Here is a 14,069-nt window from a genome sequence, read left to right as displayed (position 1 = left end):
TTATGTTTCGAGTAGCACCTGATTCCAGAACGGAGTACTCCGGCGTCGAACCCTTCAGAACGCTTAACCACCACGCCCCTGACAGTGAGGGTATGCTGCAGAACGCCACGGGTGGCAACGAGACGGCCCTCGAGGAGGGATTGCGGTCACTCGCTCCCGACTGGGTTCCGCCCGGAGTCGTCGACGTGGCGTTCGCCGCGTTCGTGCTGATCGTCGGCTGGTACCTCTCGAAGGTCGTCGTTCGCCTCACCGGCCGAACGATCGCCCAGAAGATCGAACGGCCGTCGGTGACACGGACGGTCCTGCGGGCCGTTCGAATCACGGTCATCGCGTTCACGGTCCTGATCGCGGCCAACATCCTCGGGCTGACCGGCGTCGAAATCCTGCTTCCGGTGACGGTCATCTCGGCCATGGTGGGTATCGTGCTCGCGCCGCTGGTCGGCAGCCTGATCAACGGCCTGTTCGTCCTCTCGGACCAACCCTACGAAATCGGCGACATGATCGAGGTCACCGACAGCGGCCATCGAGGGTTCGTCGAGGACATCACGATCCGTTATACGAAAATATTCACGCTCGAGAATACGTTCATCGTCATCCCAAACTCCGAGATCAACGCCCGGGACGTCGTCAACTTCTCGGCCGAAGACGAACGGACGCGGCTGTCCGTCTCGTTCGAAATTACCTACGAGAGCGACCTCGAGACGGCTATACGTGTCTCCGAGCGAGCGACACGAGGCGTCGACAACGTGATCGCCGGCGGCCCGGATATTCGCATCGGGAGCGCCCGGTACGCCGCCTCGCCGACGTGTGACGTCCTCGAGTACGGCGACAGCGGCGTCACCCTGCAGGTCCGGTACTGGGTGAATCACCCGTACAAGATTACGGTCGTCCGCTCGGCAGTCCATCGGGCGATCCGCGACCGGTTCAGCGAAGAGGGTGTCGAGTTCGCCTACCCACACACCCATCACGTCTTCGACGAGACCAGCGGTACCGCCCGGGTCGCACAGGTCGACCGCGAGCTCGAGCCACGGCCGACGAGCCGAAAACACGAACAGGTCGCCGACGGGGATGGGGACGGAAGCGGGAACGAATAGCTCTCGAGCGGCCCCTGGAGTCCGTACTACGGTCCCGACCGGTAGCCGTCCAGAGCCGGGTTACAGAAGTGATGCCGAGCGGCGACAGTCTGGCCGTGAACGTACTGACACTCTCGCCGTAAAAGCGTCCCCGAATCCGCCTACGCGACTGCCTGCCCGACTGTAATCACTTCGCACTCGAGGTGGTTCTTGAGGTAGCGTTCGATGTTGGGGTTGTCCATCACCCGTCCGAGGATGCGTCGCCAGCGGCTCACCTGCTTGCTGCCCACGACGACGACGTCCGCCTCTTCGCCGGCGACTTCGTCGAGAATCGTCTCTTCGACGAGAAATCCCGATCGGACGACGTATCGAGTGTTCTCTAGACGGCCGAACTGGCGCTCGACAGCCGATTTCAGATCCGTCCGCGTCACCGTCTTTCCGTTCTGATAGAGATTGACGTGCAGCACCGAGAGAGCCGCGTTCCGCTCCCTGGCGACCTCGATGGCCTCCTCGAGCGTGCGGCGAGAATTGTTCGTTAATGGGTACCGAACGGGGACCACGACCAGTGTCATCAGGAGAGGAAACGCGGTCCGTAGTGGTAAACGTTTCACTCGGTGCGTTCGCTCGACTCGAGTCGTGATTCGAGTCGACGCACGCGCCCCTCGATAGCGGGGTCGATGCCGTGCCGTCTGGCGTATTCGACCAGCACGTCGTACTGGCAAACCTCGGTTCGTTCGACGCGGTCCGCCGGGTCGAGCGCGGGAAACTCGTCGTCGGTGTGAAAGAGGTAATCGGAGGTTGCCACGCGGTAACGCTGGTCAGGGTCGAGGGGATCCCCGCCGACGCTGTCGACCGTAACGGAGTGATCCGTCGGATCCCACTCGAGGACGGCGCCACTCACCTGGGCGTGCCACCAGTCCGGTTCGGCGAAGCCCAGGTCGAGTCCGGCACTCCCCTCGAAGATGGCCTCGAGGGTCGAGCCGCTGACTTCGGCGACGGCGACGGGTTCCTCGAACGGGACGAGGCTGATCACGTCGGCAACCGTGACGTCACCCGAGAGCGTCGTCCCGGTCCTGAGCCCACCGCTGTTCTGGATGGCGACGTCGGCCCCGGTCTTCCAGCGGTAGGCGTCGGTGACGAAGTTGCCGAGCTTGGCCTCGCCGCCAAAGAGCGTCGTCTCGGACCGGTCGAGCGGCTCGTCGACGCGGGCGATCACGTCGTCGAGACCCGTCTCGGCCTGGAGGGCTTCGAACGACCGGACCACGTCCACGTGCGGCTCGAGTCCGGTCGTCCGCCGAATCGTCGCGGTCGGACCGTCGCGTTCGAACGAGAGGTCTACGATCGCCGTCCCGCCGTCGCCGGGTCGCGTGAGGAGCGTCCCTTCGACGACCTCGTTCCGGGCGCTCGGGACGTGCCCGCCGAGGACGACGTCGGCATCGACCTGCCGAGCGAGGGCGTCGTCGCCCCGCCCGAGGTGCGAACAGACAACGACGTAGTCGACCCCCTCGTCGCGGAGGGAATCGATCGCCGCCCGCGCCGTCTCGACGGGGTCGTGAACGTCGATGTCCGTCGCCACCGGGTTCAGCGACACCGTCCGCGGCGTCGTCACTCCCGTGAAGCCGATCCGCGTCTCGTTTCGCTCGAGGACGGTCCACGGCCGGACGCCCACGTCCGACCCGAACGGCCCACCGTTGCGCTGCACGTTCGCGCTCAGCCAGGCCTGGGGGGAGCGTCGAACGACCTCGCGGGTCGCGTCGACGCCGAAATCGAAGTCGTGGTTGCCGAAGGTCTCGAGATCGGGGTCGACGGCGTCGTAAAATTCCAGGGCCTGTCTTCCCTCCATCACGAGCGGCAACACGCCGGGTGCCGTGTTGTCGCCGGTCCCGACGACTATCGTGTCCGCGTCCCGGTACTGGTGGAGGGCGGTCGCGAGCCGACCGATCCGTGCGGGCTCGTCGCAGGCGTTTTCGACGTCGGAGTACTGGAGGACGCGAGCGGGCATTCGCCGATCCTTTCGATTCGATGGTCTTTGCTCCGTCGGTTTGGGTCATCGTCACCCGCGGCGATACCGTCGCGTCCACCGCGGCTCCGAACGGATGGCGAGCCGCCACCCGAGAACCCCGGCGATACAGCCGATCACGGTCAGTGCGGCCGCGACGGCGGTGGTCAGTGGCGCGGCGACGAACCCGATCACGAGCGTCGGCACCAGCGCCACGGCGACACCGAGGGTGAACGCGCCGAACCGGACCGCGTCGAAGAGGAACTCGTTCGGGGTCGAAGCCGGCGACGAAGACGGTCAAGCCGTAGTAGTACAGCGCGAGGCCGACGAGGAGTACGAACCCGACGACGGCATCGAGAAGCGGCGGTCGCGCCCAGGCGAGCGCGACGAGGTAGGCGAGCGTCATCGTCGGGAGGCCGACGAGGTAGAAGGCGACTCGCTTCGCCCGAAAGACTGCCGCGACCGAGACAGGGTAGGCCGCGTAGGACTCGACTGCGTCGAACTGGGTCAGCCAGTTGTAGGTCGTGAAGGCCGACAGGCCGAGCACGCTCCCGAAGAACGGGCCGAGCGCGGGTTCGATCCCGACGCCGTCTCGAACGACCCCGACGAGCACGACGACGAGGCCAAGGAGGATTCCCACCGACACGAGCGGCTTCCAGACGCCGCCGCTCGAGCGCGCCAGGTCGAGCAGCGTCTTCGCGACGAGGGGGTCGCTTCCGGGCAGGGACTCGAGCGGACGAAAGCGCTGGCGGTGCGTCCGCATCGGGCGCGCGTACGCGGGGTCGTAGACTCGCACGGAGAGTGCGGCGGTCACGACGAGCACGGCGACGAGGGAGACAGTTAGCCAGAGCGGCACCCCGGTCAGGACGAGGTCGGTCACGGAGACGGACGGGCGTGGGCGGCCCGCGACCAACCACGCGCCGCCGACTGCGAGGGCGCCGAGCAGTCCGCCCCGGGTCGAGAGTCCTCGGGTTCGAAGGGCGATGAGGGTGCCCGTCGCCGTCATTCCGGCAGCGAAGAGGAACCACAGCGAGAGCCAGAGCCCGATGACGCCCCAGGGCGTCGAGACCGAGAGCCCCTCGAGCGGGACGACCACCAGCGAGAGCGGCAGAATCATCGTCACCCCGTAGAAGAGGGCGTCCTTCAGCAGGAAGTGTGCGAGCAACCGTCGCCGGGATAGCGGCAGGGTGTCCGCGCTCGAGAGGAGCAAGGAGAGGTCGCCGATGACGTTCTCGAGCATGTCCGAGCCGGCGAAGGCGGCGGTGCCGCTGTAGAGGCCGAAGGCGAGGGCCGCGACGTGGACGCCGGCCAGGATCGAGTCGGTCGCGTAGCCCGTCTCGCGCAGGGCGACCCCGCCGGCGACGACGAGGGCGGCGACGACGAGTGGAAAGGCGTAGAACCGTCGGCCGCCGAACAGACGGGCGTGGAGTCGCCACTCCTCGAGGGCGAGCGCGCGGAAGACGAGCCAGTCGTGGGACGCGGTCATTGGTTCAGTAGTGCGTGAGTGTAGTTGAGTGTGAGTGCGTGAGTGTGGTCGGGTGTGGGTGTGAGTACGGTAGTGCGTGAGCGCGTGAGTGCGTGGGCAGGGCTACTGGCGCGCCACCGGACTCGAGCCCTCGTCCTCGAGCGTCGGCACGTCCTCCGAGTCGGTCGTCTCGACGTACGCGAGGAACTGCTCGCGAAGTCCACCACCGTCGGGGGTCGTCTCGACGATCCGGCAGGTCCCGTCGGCAACGAACCCGACACGAGTGCAGATGGCTTCCGCGACGTCGACGTTGTGCGTCGACACGAAGATCGTGTGTCCGCGGTCGACGTACTCGAGCAGGAACGCCTTCACCCGTTCCTGGACGAGCGGGTCGAGGTTGACGAGCGGTTCGTCGATGAAGACGAGGTCGGGTCCGTGGAGGAACGCCTGCGTGATCATGACCTTTTGCTGTTGGCCTCGCGAGAGATCGGTATGCAGCGTCTCGAGTTTGCTCGCGAAGCCGAGGCGGTCGGCCCAGGTGTCGACGCGGGCGGAAACGGTTTCGGGCTCGAGCCCGCGAATCGAGCCCACAAACTCGAAGTACTCGCGCGGCGTCAGGAAGCTCGGCGGCGACTGTTGCTCGGGGAGGATTCCGACCCGCCGGCGCGTCTCGACCGGCTCGGTCGTGGGATCGGTCCCCAGCACGGACACTTCGCCCGCGTCGGGCGCGAGTCGGCCCGTGAGGATGCCGATCGTCGTCGTCTTGCCGGCGCCGTTAGGGCCGAGAAAGCCGAAGAGTTCGCCCGACTCGACGGCGAAATCCATCCCCGAAAGTGCGGTCACCGAGCCGAACGACTTCTCGAGCCCGGCGACGCGGAGCGCGACCATTGCTGTGGACGATTCGTCGGGCGTTCCCCATAACTGTACTGTCCGTTTTGTCGAGGAGTGACAGCACGGCGGGTCGGTTTCGGATAGTCAGTACTCCGTCCCGCGTCAGTACTCCGTCCCGCGCCGTGCTCGCTGGCCGTCGTCGAAGGGGTGACGACGCTTGGCGACCTCCGTCACGAGGTCGGCGTGCTCGAGGAGGTATACCGGTTCGGCGTGACCGCCCGTGAGTACGACCTCGAGCGAGTCGGGCTTGTCGTCGAGAAGTTCGATCACGGACTCGGGCTCGATGAGGTCGCTTTCGACGGCGTAGAGGATCTCGTCGAGAACGAGCATGTGGACGCCCTCGTCGGGATCGGAATCGAGCGGAAACGGCGTCGTCAGGTCAGCTTCGTTCGCCGCCGACACCAGGTCGCGAGCGCGCTCGAGTCCGGATCGGGCCTCGCGCTCGTGGTCGACGTCGTCGCTCCCGTCGGCCATCCCGTGCCAGCCGTAGTGGCCGAGGTTCTCGTAGCTGAACCCGGGGAGCGCCTCGATGGCGTTGTACTCGCCGCGGACGGCCTCGACGCTCGAGGCGCCGCCTTTCATGAACTGGAGCATGTGGACCCGAAAGCCGTTTCCCGCAGCCCGTAGTCCCATCCCCATCGCAGCCGTGGTCTTTCCCTTGCCGTCGCCCCACCACACCTGCACCAGGCCGAACGCCGTGGGGGCGTCTGGCGTGATCGGTCGAGCGGCGGGCGTGGTTCCGCCGCCAGGAGTGTTCTCGAAGACGTCGGACTCGTTGTCGACGTCGACCTCTGTCTCCGGCCCGCCGTCAATATCACCCTCCTTCTCGCCGTCGCTGTCGGCCTCACGTTCGCCGCCGTTCGCCGCTGGTTCGTCCATGAGTCAACTCGGACCGTCACGACCTAACCGTTTGTGCTCCCAACCGCCTCCCCCGCCTCGACCGGCCTCAGTCGGGGTCCCAGACGAGTTCGGACTCGGCTCGGCGTTCGCGGTACCGTGCGCGAACCCAGTCGACCCTCTCGGGGTCGTCGGTTCGGAGGACGCCCGCGAGCCCGTTCTCGGAGTACACCGTTAGTCCGGCGACGACGGTCTCACCTTCGGCGATCCAGACGGCGTACGGTGCCTCGAGCGGGGTCGTGTACAGCCGGCCGCAGTCCGCTTCGATGATCTCGCGAAGTCGGTCGTGCTGCTCGTCGTCGAGGGAGGAAAACAGGTTCCGGTCGAGGATCAGTTCCGCGCGTAACCCGCCGTTCTCGATCGACTCCAGGAACTCGTCGAAGTAGAGGTCGAAGACCACTGGGGCCGTGCCGTACACCGCCGACGCTTCGCGGATGTACCGCATGCTCGTCTCGAGGGCCGTCCACGGCGCCTGCGGACTCGGCACGTCGATCGATGCCTCGCGAATGAACGACAGGTCGATCGATTCGAGAGGGAGTTCCGCCAGGATGGGCTCGGCCCGTTCGATCTGCTCCAGGTCGGCGAGGTAGTCCTGTCGAGCGCGACAGGCGAGTCGGCCAGTCTCGGTCGCGAGGTACGCCGAGTCGCGTCGTTCGATACACCCGGTCTCGAGCAACGACGCGATTCCGCGGTCGACCGTCGACCGGGACGTGGACAGCTGCTCGACGAGTTGGGGTTTGGTCCGTGGCGTCTCGAGGAGGGCTTCGAGGAGGGCGTTTCGCGCCGCGAGTAATTCGTCCATGCATCAGTTCGTCTCGTGGTTCGTGGCGAGGGAGTAATAACTCTCGGGCGTTGCCAGGTTCGAAACAGTTCCGTCTGCCACTCGTTACTGCGTCGATTCGGCTACGCGCTCGGTGAACCGCTCGCGAACCTTGTCGATCTTGGGTGCGGCGTGCATCCGACAGTAGGCGTCCGTAGGGTTCTTCTCGAAGTAATCCTGGTGATACGCCTCGGCCTCGTAGAACGCCTCGAGCGACTCGACCTCGGTCGCAATTTCGTCGTCGTAGACGCCCTCAGCCTCGAGTTCCTCGATAAACGCTGTCGCGAGTTCGCGTTGCTCGTCGTCGTGCGTGAAGATGGCCGACCGGTACTGGGTGCCGACGTCCGGTCCCTGTCGGTTCACCTGCGTCGGATCGTGGACGGTGAAGAAGACCTCGAGAATCTCGTCGTACCCGATCACGTCGGGGTCGTACTCGAGCTGGACGACCTCCGCGTGGCCGGTCTCGCCCCTGCAGACGGCCTCGTAGCTCGGATCCTCGACGTGGCCCCCCGCGTAGCCCGACGTGACCGACTCGATTCCCTCGAGTTCTTTGTACGCCGCCTCGACACACCAGAAACAGCCGCCGCCGACGGTCGCTCGTTCCATGGGCGTCGTACGTGCTGGCTGGCAAAAGGTGTGACGGGCCAGTTTCGTGTCTCGGGCGTTCAGGCTCCGGTCACCGATCTTCGTCTCCGACATCCTCGCCTTCGGCCCCGTCTTCGTCACCCTCCGGCCCGGATTCGCTGGCTGGAGCCCCCTCACCTGCGCCCGGTCCACCGGGGAGGACGTGTGGGTCGGCGGTCTCGTCGCCGTGGACCGCATCATCGCGTTCGAACGCGTAGAAGGCGAGCCCCGAGACCACGAGCACGAGCAGGCCCGGGATCGGGACGGTTCCGATCACGATGTGGAGCGACAGCGCGAGGAGCATCGGAGCGGCGACGACGGCGGCCCACAGCCACGGGCGCTCGAACCCGAGGCGGTCGGCGTCCCGGTAGACGACGATGGTGGCGACGGCGACGAGCACGGCGCCGACGAGGGCGACCACGAGCTGGGCGGGAAGTGCCATGACCATCACCTCGAGCAAGGACCGATCGGGGCAAAAGCGTTCTGAGACGACGGCTCACTCTCGGTCGTCTCGCTCTCAATTATCTCACCCTCACCAATCTCGCTTTCTCCCGTTTCACTCGAGCACGGCGACCGCCCGTACCGGGGCGCCGTCGGCGTTCGCGACCGCGAGTGGATACGCGTGGACGGTGAACACTTCGCCGACGGGGAGCGCCTCGACTCCCCGGAGGTTCTCGAGGAGGATCCGGTCGTCGGCGAACATCGTCCGGTGGAAGGGGTAGCCGTCCGGTTCGTCCGGGGCGGGGTCGCTCCCGGGCGTCGGATCGACGTTCATCGCGTCGATGCCGAGGTCGAGTTCGCGCTCGACTAGCCAGTCGGCGGCCGACGCGGTCAGGTAGGGGTGGTCGAACGCTCGGTCGGTTCCCCAGTGGGTTTCCCAGCCGGTTCGGCAGACGAGGAGGTCGACATCTTCGTCTTCGTTGCCGGTCGTGTCTGCGTCCGCATCAGCGGCTACCGCTCGCTCGAGGTCGTCCGCCCCGACAGGTTCTCGAGGCTCGAGCGGACGGCAATCCGCGAGAATGGCCCGAAATCGGAACCGTTCCACGTCGAAGTCGTCGAGCGTCGGACCATCCGATCGCATGTGCGCGGGTGCGTCGACGTGCGTTCCCGTGTGGGAATCGAACGACAGGTTCGTGGTTGCGTAGCCATCGTCCTCGACGGTCGTTGCGGGTTCGACCGCGACCGGCGGCGAGCCGGGATAGACGGGCATACCGGTCTCGAGCGGGTACGAGAGGTCGTGGACGGGCATCGGCTCACGCCCCGTCTCTTTGCTCCTCGCTCGAGCCTTGCGCTAGTGGCTCGCTGCTCGAGTCGTGATCGATCGGCTCGCCGCTCGCATCGTGGTCGCTCGACCCACTGCCCTCCTCGCGCTCACCGCTCACCTCGCGTTCGAGCGTCTCGAGGAACGATTCGACGACCTGGGCGCGCTCCTCGGCGACTGCCCGCCCCTCTGGCGTGTACATTCGTTCGGGCAGTCGGAGCAGCTTCTTGTGAACGTGATTGATACTGGTCGCGCCGGCGCGCGTGTCGTCCTCGGCCGGCGGGAGGGCGGGATCGTAAATCGTCGTTCCGAGTTCGCCTCCGTACGAAAACGTGCGCGCGAGGCCGATGGCTCCGAGCGCGTCCAGGTTGTCGGCGTCCGAGAGGAGTCGCGCCTCGGTCGTTCGCGGGTCGACGTCGTTCGAGAAGCGATGCGCGCGGATGCAGTGGGCGACGGCGTCGACCGACTCTGGAGGATGGTCGACCGACTCGAGGATCGTCCGGGCCTCGCGGGCGCCCCACTCGGCGTGGTCGTCGATGGCGCCCGCATCTTCCTTCAGTCGGCCGATGTCGTGGAGGACCGCAGCCAGCAGCAGTACGTCCTGGTCGACGTCTGTTCGCTCGGCGGCGAGGCGGCGCGCGTTCGTCTCGACGCGCCTGACGTGGTGCCAGTCGTGGGCCGGCGTCACCGCCTCGTCGAAGTAGGACCTGGCGACGGGACGAACCCGCTCGAGAACGTCGTTCATGGACACTCGTTCGTGGCCGTCGACAAAATTGTTCGGGAACGGCCGACGGGCCGATCCTCGATCGGCCGCGCGAACTCGAGTGAACGAGAGTTCGAGTAATCGAGTAACCGAGCAATCGAGTGAACGACGAACACCCACTCGAGCGCCGGACTGTCTGACTAAGAATTAAGAGTCCACCGTGCATGGGTGGGTACATGGACGACACTCCACAGGAGATTACCTCGCTCGTCGGACGCGAGGTCTACTCGAACAACGGCGTCTTCGTCGGCGAAGTCGAGGACCTGCGACTGAACGTCGGCGGCGAAGCCGTCACCGGACTGGCACTGGGGGGACTCAACTACGAACTCTTCGGCGACGAGGTCACCACCGCACGCGGCGTCATCCTGCCGTACCGGTGGGTACGATCCGTCGGCGACATCATTCTCGTGACCGACGTCGTCGAACGCGTCAAGGAACCGGACGAGGAAGAAGACGAACTGGTCGCGTAGGCTGGCGGTACGCCGACGCGGAAACGGACGCGGTTCACGAACTCGATTCTATTCTCCCGACGAGAGCGAGCCGTCCTAGCTCCCGTTTCCTTCGCCCTCGACGCCCATCGCGTCGAACAGCGTTCGCTTCACGGCCTCCTCGGTCAGCGTCAACAGTGTCTCTCGCGTGTCGTCGGAGATTTCGATCCCCGTGAAGATCCCGAGGGGAATCTCCGCGCTGGCCTGCGTCGAGTGGCCCGCCGTCTCGCCAATCTCACCGTAGGCGTCGGCCAGTACGCTCCCGATGTTCATGCGGATGTCCTTCGACCGAGCGGCGAGGAAGATCGTCTCCTCCGCCACCCCGAAGACGGCCGTCGTCGTCACGCCCTCCAGGTTCAGGAGGTGGCTCGCGGCCTGCATCAGCGCCTCTCGGTCGCGGACGAAGCCCGCGTTCGAGACGAGGTGGCTCCCCTGGACGTCCCGGTTCGCGATGGCCTCGGCCAGCACGTCGAGCGTCTCGGGCGACATCGAGGGTGACTCGACTTGCTCGAGCGTGTCGTGGTTCGCGAAGGGATAGAGGTAGGCGGCGGCAGTGAGGTCCGCGGGCGTCGTGTCGCGCTTGAAGTCGAGGGTTTCGGCGCGGATGCCGTAGAGCAGCGCCGTCGCCACTTCCTCGGAGACGTTCATGTCGAACTCCTGGATGTACTTCGTCATGATCGTCGAGGTCGAGGACATGTTGGGTCGAATGTCGGTAAAGAAGGGCTCGATTCCCTCTTCGGGCTCGGCGTGGTCGATCAGCACGTCGACCTCGAGCGTGAGGTCCTCGGTGCTCGTGTGGTCGACGAGCGCGACGGTGTCGTAGACCGACTGGTCCTCGACGTCGTCCCATTGCAGGAGGTCGATGCCGAGTAAGTTGACGAACGCCCGGTTCTCCTGGTGGCCGATGTCACCGAGGTAGATGATGTCGGATTCGATGCCGAGGTGGGCCGCGATCGCCTGCAACGCCGCCCCGCTGGCGATCGAATCGGGGTCGGGGCTCGGCTGGGTGAGGATCGCCAGCCGGCCCGTCGTCTCCTCGAGCAGGCCCGCGAGGGTCGCGGCGTTGTGCTCGAGTTCGCCGGACTCGAGGGCTCGAAGTGCGGAGTCGGCGATGACGGTCGAGGGATTGATGACGATGTCGGCTCCCAGCTCGGCGAGTTCGTCGCCGGAGACGGGATCGCTCGCGCGCGCGACGATAAACTGGTCGCCGTTGGTGTCGCGGATGCGCTCGACGGCCTGTTTGTTGGCCTCGACGTCGGAGGCGAGGATGAGGACGACCGAACGGTCGGCGACGAGTTCGGCGGCCTCGACCTCGCGGATGTCGGCGGTTCTGGCGTCGAGGTCCTGGTCGCGGAGGGACTCGACGCGGTTTTCGTCGCGGTCGATGATCAGGACGTCTTTTCCCTGCTCGGCGAGTTCCTCGGCGACGGCGTAGCCGACGCTCCCGCACCCGAGGATCGCATAGTCCGAGATCGACGAAATTGTAACCCCCGTACTCATGTGACAGTCCGGTTGAACCGACTGTACTTAACGTTCCCGAAGGCGGTTACGGTTGTCGTTGCACTGTCCGGTCGGGGCGTGTCCGTGCGTGCCACATTGGGTCCTAAAGGAAACCTATTTGGGCGGCGGGCAAAAACTCGAGTGTACAGGGCCGGTAGCTCAGTTAGGCAGAGCGTCTGACTCTTAATCAGACGGTCGCGTGTTCAAATCGCGCCCGGCCCGCTATCCTGTCGCGAACAAACCCGTGAGCGACAGGTACTGGATCCGGCGCGATTTGAACGCAGGGAGAAGCGAAGCGGAACGACCGTGTGTTCAAATCGCGCCCGTTCCACCTTTGCCGCGAGCAGATTCGCGAGCGACAATACGGCCCTACGATTTGCGGTAGACCAGAAGAGTACAGCGAAGCGAGCATTTCTGGGCGTCGTTCACGATCGGCCCGGCCGACTTCTACGCTACGTATCGGAGTCCGAATCAAACGCTACCCTGCGTGAGCGAGCCGTTCTAAGCTTCAGAAGATATTGGTATTTGATGAAATCTCGAGCAGTGATGGGTTTTCATAGTGTCGTTGAATAAACAGTACGAATTATCACTAGTTGAAAAGATATTGATGAGAAATTTATATAATAAGGGCATCAATAACAGTAACTATTAAACATGCACGACTGTATTTTGTGTTTGGATATGACGCGAAAATTCAGCAGGCGTTCAGTCGTCAAATCGATCGGAATTACCGCTACCGGAATTACCGGAACTGCGGCCCTGAGCGGTTCGGCGAGTGCGTTTAGCGACGGCGAGCGCGTCGAAGTTACTGCGAGCGCACTGAACACGCGGGAACAACCTGGTACCGACTCGCCCATCGTCGCCACACTGAACAACGGCGAGGTCGGCGAGATCATGAACGGACCGACCGACAAGGACGGCTACCGGTGGTGGGGCGTCCACTGGCTCGATCGGAACGTGTGGGGCTGGTCGGTCGAACGGTACCTCCAGTCCACCTCCGGCGGTGGTTCGGAATCGGACTTCGACTGGCCGATTACCGGATACATTACGTCTCCGTACGGCGCTCGTCCTGGTCACTACGCGGTGGATTTCGGCGCTAACGGCAACATCGGCGAACCAATTTACGCGGCCCATAGCGGTGTCGTGGACATCCGAAGTTACCAGGCGGATGGCTGTGGCTACTACCTCAAGCTAGGGCACGGAAATGGCTACCAGACGATGTACTGCCACCTGAACAGTTTCGACGTGGTGCAAGGAGAGAGCGTCGCACGTGGCCAGAAGATCGGTGGCATGGGCGACACCGGCAATTCGACCGGTCCTCACTTACACTTCACTATCGAACGGAACGGCAACCACCTCTCGATTCCGGGCTACGATGGCGAAACCGTCACGGCGGGCACCAGGATTCCGAAAGACTATCCCGACATCTGAACTCGCGGCCTGTCTCAGTAGTCGGCGCTATTTGATCGTTGGGCGTATCGCTTTTTTCCTCGTTCACCACTCGATGAACAGGTAGCCTTCGGTTTCGACATTCGGCCAGAGTATATTTATTATCCTGTTGATATAGTCAGTACGATGGCAACACAGACGCAGTCATCAGGTGTATCGACAGAGAACCGATCCGTTGCCGTACGTGCGGTCTGGTTCGTATTCGTCGGCTGGTGGGCTACTGGGCTCTGGCTCACGGTAGCCTGGGTGTTGAACCTCTCTATTATCGGCCTCCCGGTCGGCATCAAGATGATCAACGTCGTTCCAAAGGTTCTCACGCTGAAAGACCCCGAAGACGACATAGTGGTCGATGCCGATGGAAACGTCGTTGGATCGGCGAAAAAAGACCAGCACAGCCTCGTCGTCCGCGGCGTCTGGTTCGTGTTCGTCGGCTGGTGGGCGAGCGGTATCTGGATGGGGATTGCCTACCTGCTGTCGCTGACGATTCTCGGCCTCCCGGTGGCAATCATCATGTACAACAAGCTTCCGTTCGTTGTCTCGTTGTACAAGTATTGAGACTGACCGCCGATTGTTCGGGCGAAAGCAGCTGTGAAAACCAACGGCGTGGCGACTCGCACCGAATACGGTCAGTTACGTTCGTAAAGTACCACCCTCGGTCAGGAGATCGTGTGAGTGATAGTCTAAGGAGTTGGCGATGAATCGACAAGTGTATCGTTCGAAGGAATCGCTGACGTGGTTACGAGTGCTAAAAACCCGAGTGGGCGTCTCTTCAATTACGTACCGATTGAGTTCAGAGGATTCTACAGATATCCGACGAATAGAAAGAACGTACGGATACG

The 14,069-nt window shown here is 64.2% G+C and carries 13 protein-coding genes, 1 tRNA gene and 2 pseudogenes; 5 read left to right on the top strand and 11 right to left on the bottom strand.

The features are described 5' to 3' along the window. The first annotated feature begins 92 nt into the window (after positions 1–92). The gene (locus tag J1N60_RS15470) at positions 93–1,094 is read left to right on the top strand and encodes a mechanosensitive ion channel family protein (RefSeq protein ID WP_312908777.1); all 1,002 of its coding nucleotides are present in this window, start codon (positions 93–95) and stop codon (positions 1,092–1,094) included. A 140-nt stretch (positions 1,095–1,234) separates the two neighbouring features. On the opposite strand, the gene J1N60_RS15465 is transcribed toward J1N60_RS15470, so the two are convergent. The 10 genes and pseudogenes from J1N60_RS15465 to J1N60_RS15405 all read right to left on the bottom strand — a co-directional run. After that, entirely contained in the window at positions 1,235–1,645 is a 411-nt protein-coding gene (locus tag J1N60_RS15465) for a universal stress protein (RefSeq protein ID WP_312908776.1), read from the bottom strand. A 35-nt stretch (positions 1,646–1,680) separates the two neighbouring features. Further along, entirely contained in the window at positions 1,681–3,075 is a 1,395-nt protein-coding gene (locus J1N60_RS15460) for a bifunctional metallophosphatase/5'-nucleotidase (protein WP_312908775.1), read from the bottom strand. Positions 3,076–3,126: 51 nt separating this feature from the next. Continuing rightward, a pseudogene (locus tag J1N60_RS20690) lies at positions 3,127–4,558 on the bottom strand (hypothetical protein). 102 nt (positions 4,559–4,660) lie between these two features. Further along, the gene (locus tag J1N60_RS15435) at positions 4,661–5,425 is read right to left on the bottom strand and encodes an ABC transporter ATP-binding protein (protein ID WP_312908768.1); all 765 of its coding nucleotides are present in this window, start codon (positions 5,423–5,425) and stop codon (positions 4,661–4,663) included. A 105-nt stretch (positions 5,426–5,530) separates the two neighbouring features. Continuing rightward, positions 5,531–6,307 carry a cob(I)yrinic acid a,c-diamide adenosyltransferase gene (locus tag J1N60_RS15430; protein ID WP_312908766.1) on the bottom strand — a complete coding sequence of 259 codons (777 nt, stop codon included), beginning with the start codon at positions 6,305–6,307 and terminating at the stop codon, positions 5,531–5,533. 67 nt (positions 6,308–6,374) lie between these two features. Continuing rightward, positions 6,375–7,127, bottom strand: a complete 753-nt coding sequence (locus J1N60_RS15425; RefSeq protein ID WP_312908764.1) for a helix-turn-helix transcriptional regulator — start codon at positions 7,125–7,127, stop codon at positions 6,375–6,377. 84 nt (positions 7,128–7,211) lie between these two features. After that, a complete protein-coding gene (gene msrA / locus J1N60_RS15420; RefSeq protein ID WP_312908762.1) occupies positions 7,212–7,751 on the bottom strand; it encodes a peptide-methionine (S)-S-oxide reductase MsrA in 540 nt (179 codons plus the stop codon). A 70-nt stretch (positions 7,752–7,821) separates the two neighbouring features. After that, on the bottom strand, positions 7,822–8,217 hold the full coding sequence (locus J1N60_RS15415; RefSeq protein WP_312908760.1) for a hypothetical protein: 396 nt from the start codon (positions 8,215–8,217) through the stop codon (positions 7,822–7,824). Between the two features lie 108 nt (positions 8,218–8,325). Next, a complete protein-coding gene (locus tag J1N60_RS15410) occupies positions 8,326–9,018 on the bottom strand; it encodes a cyclase family protein (protein ID WP_312908758.1) in 693 nt (230 codons plus the stop codon). A gap of 118 nt (positions 9,019–9,136) precedes the next feature. Then, positions 9,137–9,775 (bottom strand): annotated as a pseudogene (locus J1N60_RS15405) (HD domain-containing protein); the annotation flags it as partial. Positions 9,776–9,969: 194 nt separating this feature from the next. Here J1N60_RS15405 and J1N60_RS15400 point away from each other — a divergent pair. Further along, a complete protein-coding gene (locus J1N60_RS15400; protein WP_254157076.1) occupies positions 9,970–10,263 on the top strand; it encodes a PRC-barrel domain-containing protein in 294 nt (97 codons plus the stop codon). A gap of 75 nt (positions 10,264–10,338) precedes the next feature. Here the strand turns inward: J1N60_RS15400 and J1N60_RS15395 are convergent, their stop codons facing one another. Continuing rightward, positions 10,339–11,781 carry a DHH family phosphoesterase gene (locus tag J1N60_RS15395; protein WP_312908756.1) on the bottom strand — a complete coding sequence of 481 codons (1,443 nt, stop codon included), beginning with the start codon at positions 11,779–11,781 and terminating at the stop codon, positions 10,339–10,341. Positions 11,782–11,929: 148 nt separating this feature from the next. Between J1N60_RS15395 and J1N60_RS15390 the strand changes: the two genes are divergently transcribed. The 3 genes from J1N60_RS15390 (at position 11,930) to J1N60_RS15380 (ending at position 13,785) form a co-directional block, all read left to right on the top strand. After that, a tRNA-Lys gene (locus tag J1N60_RS15390) sits at positions 11,930–12,003 on the top strand. A 459-nt stretch (positions 12,004–12,462) separates the two neighbouring features. Then, complete coding sequence (locus tag J1N60_RS15385) at positions 12,463–13,212, top strand: peptidoglycan DD-metalloendopeptidase family protein (protein WP_312908754.1); 750 nt, start codon at positions 12,463–12,465, stop codon at positions 13,210–13,212. A gap of 144 nt (positions 13,213–13,356) precedes the next feature. Next, positions 13,357–13,785 carry a YccF domain-containing protein gene (locus tag J1N60_RS15380; protein ID WP_312908752.1) on the top strand — a complete coding sequence of 143 codons (429 nt, stop codon included), beginning with the start codon at positions 13,357–13,359 and terminating at the stop codon, positions 13,783–13,785. Positions 13,786–14,069: the final 284 nt, after the last annotated feature.

Source organism: Natronosalvus caseinilyticus (genome assembly GCF_017357105.1).
Lineage (GTDB): Archaea > Halobacteriota > Halobacteria > Halobacteriales > Natrialbaceae > Natronosalvus > Natronosalvus caseinilyticus.
Note: the sequence above shows the minus strand (reverse complement) of the source record. Positions and strands in the feature narration are given on the sequence as shown.

Coding starts and splice junctions, on each gene's coding strand:
- J1N60_RS15470 (WP_312908777.1), top strand. CDS start 93: ATGCTGCAGAACGCCACGGGTGGCAACGAGACGGCCCTCGAGGAGGGA.
- J1N60_RS15465 (WP_312908776.1), bottom strand. CDS start 1,645: ATGACACTGGTCGTGGTCCCCGTTCGGTACCCATTAACGAACAATTCT.
- J1N60_RS15460 (WP_312908775.1), bottom strand. CDS start 3,075: ATGCCCGCTCGCGTCCTCCAGTACTCCGACGTCGAAAACGCCTGCGAC.
- J1N60_RS15435 (WP_312908768.1), bottom strand. CDS start 5,425: ATGGTCGCGCTCCGCGTCGCCGGGCTCGAGAAGTCGTTCGGCTCGGTG.
- J1N60_RS15430 (WP_312908766.1), bottom strand. CDS start 6,307: ATGGACGAACCAGCGGCGAACGGCGGCGAACGTGAGGCCGACAGCGAC.
- J1N60_RS15425 (WP_312908764.1), bottom strand. CDS start 7,127: ATGGACGAATTACTCGCGGCGCGAAACGCCCTCCTCGAAGCCCTCCTC.
- msrA (WP_312908762.1), bottom strand. CDS start 7,751: ATGGAACGAGCGACCGTCGGCGGCGGCTGTTTCTGGTGTGTCGAGGCG.
- J1N60_RS15415 (WP_312908760.1), bottom strand. CDS start 8,217: ATGGTCATGGCACTTCCCGCCCAGCTCGTGGTCGCCCTCGTCGGCGCC.
- J1N60_RS15410 (WP_312908758.1), bottom strand. CDS start 9,018: ATGCCCGTCCACGACCTCTCGTACCCGCTCGAGACCGGTATGCCCGTC.
- J1N60_RS15400 (WP_254157076.1), top strand. CDS start 9,970: ATGGACGACACTCCACAGGAGATTACCTCGCTCGTCGGACGCGAGGTC.
- J1N60_RS15395 (WP_312908756.1), bottom strand. CDS start 11,781: ATGAGTACGGGGGTTACAATTTCGTCGATCTCGGACTATGCGATCCTC.
- J1N60_RS15385 (WP_312908754.1), top strand. CDS start 12,463: ATGACGCGAAAATTCAGCAGGCGTTCAGTCGTCAAATCGATCGGAATT.
- J1N60_RS15380 (WP_312908752.1), top strand. CDS start 13,357: ATGGCAACACAGACGCAGTCATCAGGTGTATCGACAGAGAACCGATCC.